1 rRNA gene is annotated in these 2,862 nt (G+C 49.9%); it reads left to right on the top strand.

The annotated features are described in order from the left end of the window. Position 1: 1 nt before the first annotated feature. A 23S ribosomal RNA gene (locus tag NG901_RS16555) occupies positions 2-2,862 on the top strand; the annotation flags it as partial.

Below are 2,862 nucleotides of genomic sequence, written 5' to 3'. Positions count from 1 at the left end.
AGGTCAAGCTACAAAGGGCGCATGGTGAATGCCTTGGCATCAGGAGCCGATGAAGGACGCGATAAGCTGCGATAAGCTTCGGGTAGACGCACATAGTCAGAGATCCGAAGATTTCCGAATGAGGAAACTCACATGGGAAACCCCATGTATCGTAAAGTGAATACATAGCTTTATGAAGGTAAACCCAGGGAACTGAAACATCTAAGTACCTGGAGGAAGAGAAAGAAAAATCGATTTTCTTAGTAGCGGCGAGCGAAAGGGAAAGAGCCCAAACCAAAGATTTATCTTTGGGGTTGCGGACAGAACATTAACGAGAAATTATGGTTAACCGAACACAACTGGAAAGTTGGACCGTAGGGGGTAATAGTCCTGTAGGTGAAAATTATAATTATCAAGTTCTGATCCAGAGTACCACGAGACACGTGAAACCTTGTGGGAAGCAGGGAGGACCACCTCCCAAGGCTAAATACTACCTGATGACCGATAGTGAAGCAGTACCGTGAGGGAAAGGTGAAAAGAACCCCGGGAGGGGAGTGAAATAGAACCTGAAACCATGTGCCTACAACCGATCAAAGCACCTTATGTGTGTGATGATGTGCTTTTTGTAGAACGAGCCAACGAGTTACGGTATGTAGCAAGGTTAAGTACTTAAGGTACGGAGCCGAAGGGAAACCGAGTCTTAATAGGGCGACTAGTTGCATGCTGTAGACCCGAAACCGGGTGACCTATCCATGGCCAGGTTGAAGCGAGGGTAAAACCTCGTGGAGGACCGAACCACGTTGCTGTTGAAAAAGCATGGGATGAGCTGTGGATAGCGGAGAAATTCCAATCGAACTCGGATATAGCTGGTTCTCCTCGAAATAGCTTTAGGGCTAGCGTCGGAAAATGTGAGTACTGGGGGTAGAGCACTGAATGGGCTAGGGGGCATAGCGCTTACCGAACCTTATCAAACTCCGAATACCAGATACTATCAGTCCGGCAGTCAGACTGCGAAAGATAAGTTCCGTAGTCAAAAGGGAAACAGCCCAGATCGTCAGCTAAGGTCCCAAAGTGTAAGTTAAGTGGAAAAGGATGTGGGATTTCTAAGACAACTAGGATGTTGGCTTAGAAGCAGCCACTCATTAAAAGAGTGCGTAATAGCTCACTAGTCAAGAGATCCTGCGCCGAAAATGTCCGGGGCTCAAACTTACCACCGAAGCTACGGGTTCACACTTTTTGTGTGAGCGGTAGAGGAGCGTCGTAATCGGGCTGAAGTCGTACCGTAAGGAGCGGTGGACTGATTACGAGTGAGAATGTTGGCATTAGTAGCGAGATGTGGGTGAGAATCCCACAGGCCGAATACCTAAGGTTTCCTCAGGAAGGTTCGTCCGCTGAGGGTTAGTCGGGACCTAAGCTGAGGCCGAAAGGCGTAAGCGATGGACAATCGGTTGATATTCCGATACCACTATTATCGTTATTATCGATGGTGTGACGGAGAAGGATAGGATGTGCTAGCTATTGGATGCTAGTCTAAGCGTTTAGGGAGTTAGGATAGGCAAATCCGTTCTAACAATTCTGAGGCGTGATGGGGAAGGTTCTAAGGAACCGAAGTATCTGATTCCATGCTTCCAAGAAAAGCATCTAGAAAGAGAAATAGTGCCCGTACCGCAAACCGACACAGGTAGGTGAGGAGAGAATCCTAAGGCCGGCGGAAGAATTGCAGTTAAGGAACTAGGCAAATTGACCCCGTAACTTCGGGAGAAGGGGTGCCTGCGAGAGCAGGCCGCAGAGAATAGGCACAAGCAACTGTTTAACAAAAACACAGGTCTCTGCTAAAGCGAAAGCTGATGTATAGGGGCTGACGCCTGCCCGGTGCTGGAAGGTTAAGGGGAACACTTAGCGTAAGCGAAGGTGTGAACTTAAGCCCCAGTAAACGGCGGCCGTAACTATAACGGTCCTAAGGTAGCGAAATTCCTTGTCAGGTAAGTTCTGACCCGCACGAATGGCGTAATGACTTGTGCACTGTCTCAACTGCAAATCCGGCGAAGTTGTAGTGCGAGTGAAGATGCTCGCTACCCGCGATTGGACGGAAAGACCCCGTAGAGCTTTACTGTAGCTTAGCATTGAATTTCGGTATTGTCTGTACAGGATAGGTGGGAGACTGGGAAATCAGAGCGTCAGCTTTGATGGAGTCATCCTTGGGATACCACCCTGATAGTACTGGAATTCTAACTGGATGCCATGAATCTGGTGACAGGACATTGTTAGGTGGGCAGTTTGACTGGGGCGGTCGCCTCCTAAAAAGTAACGGAGGCGCCCAAAGGTTCCCTCAGAACGGTCGGAAATCGTTCGTAGAGTGCAAAGGCATAAGGGAGCCTGACTGCGAGACCTACAAGTCGAGCAGGGACGAAAGTCGGGCTTAGTGATCCGGTGGTACCTCGTGGGAGGGCCATCGCTCAACGGATAAAAGCTACCTCGGGGATAACAGGCTGATCTCCCCCAAGAGTTCACATCGACGGGGAGGTTTGGCACCTCGATGTCGGCTCGTCGCATCCTGGGGCTGAAGTAGGTCCCAAGGGTTGGGCTGTTCGCCCATTAAAGCGGCACGCGAGCTGGGTTCAGAACGTCGTGAGACAGTTCGGTCCCTATCCGTCGCGGGCGCAGGAAATTTGAGAAGAGCTGTCCTTAGTACGAGAGGACCGGGATGGACCGACCTATGGTGTACCAGTTGTTTCGCCAGAAGCATAGCTGGGTAGCTAAGTCGGGACGGGATAAACGCTGAAAGCATCTAAGCGTGAAGCCTCCTTCAAGATGAGATTTCCCATAGCGTAAGCTAGTAAGACCCCTTGAAGACTACAAGGTTGATAGGTCAGAGGTGTAAGT

Source organism: Clostridium sp. CMCC3677 (assembly GCF_023845585.1).
In the GTDB taxonomy this organism is placed as follows: domain Bacteria; phylum Bacillota; class Clostridia; order Clostridiales; family Clostridiaceae; genus Clostridium; species Clostridium aquiflavi.
Note: the sequence above shows the minus strand (reverse complement) of the source record. Positions and strands in the feature narration are given on the sequence as shown.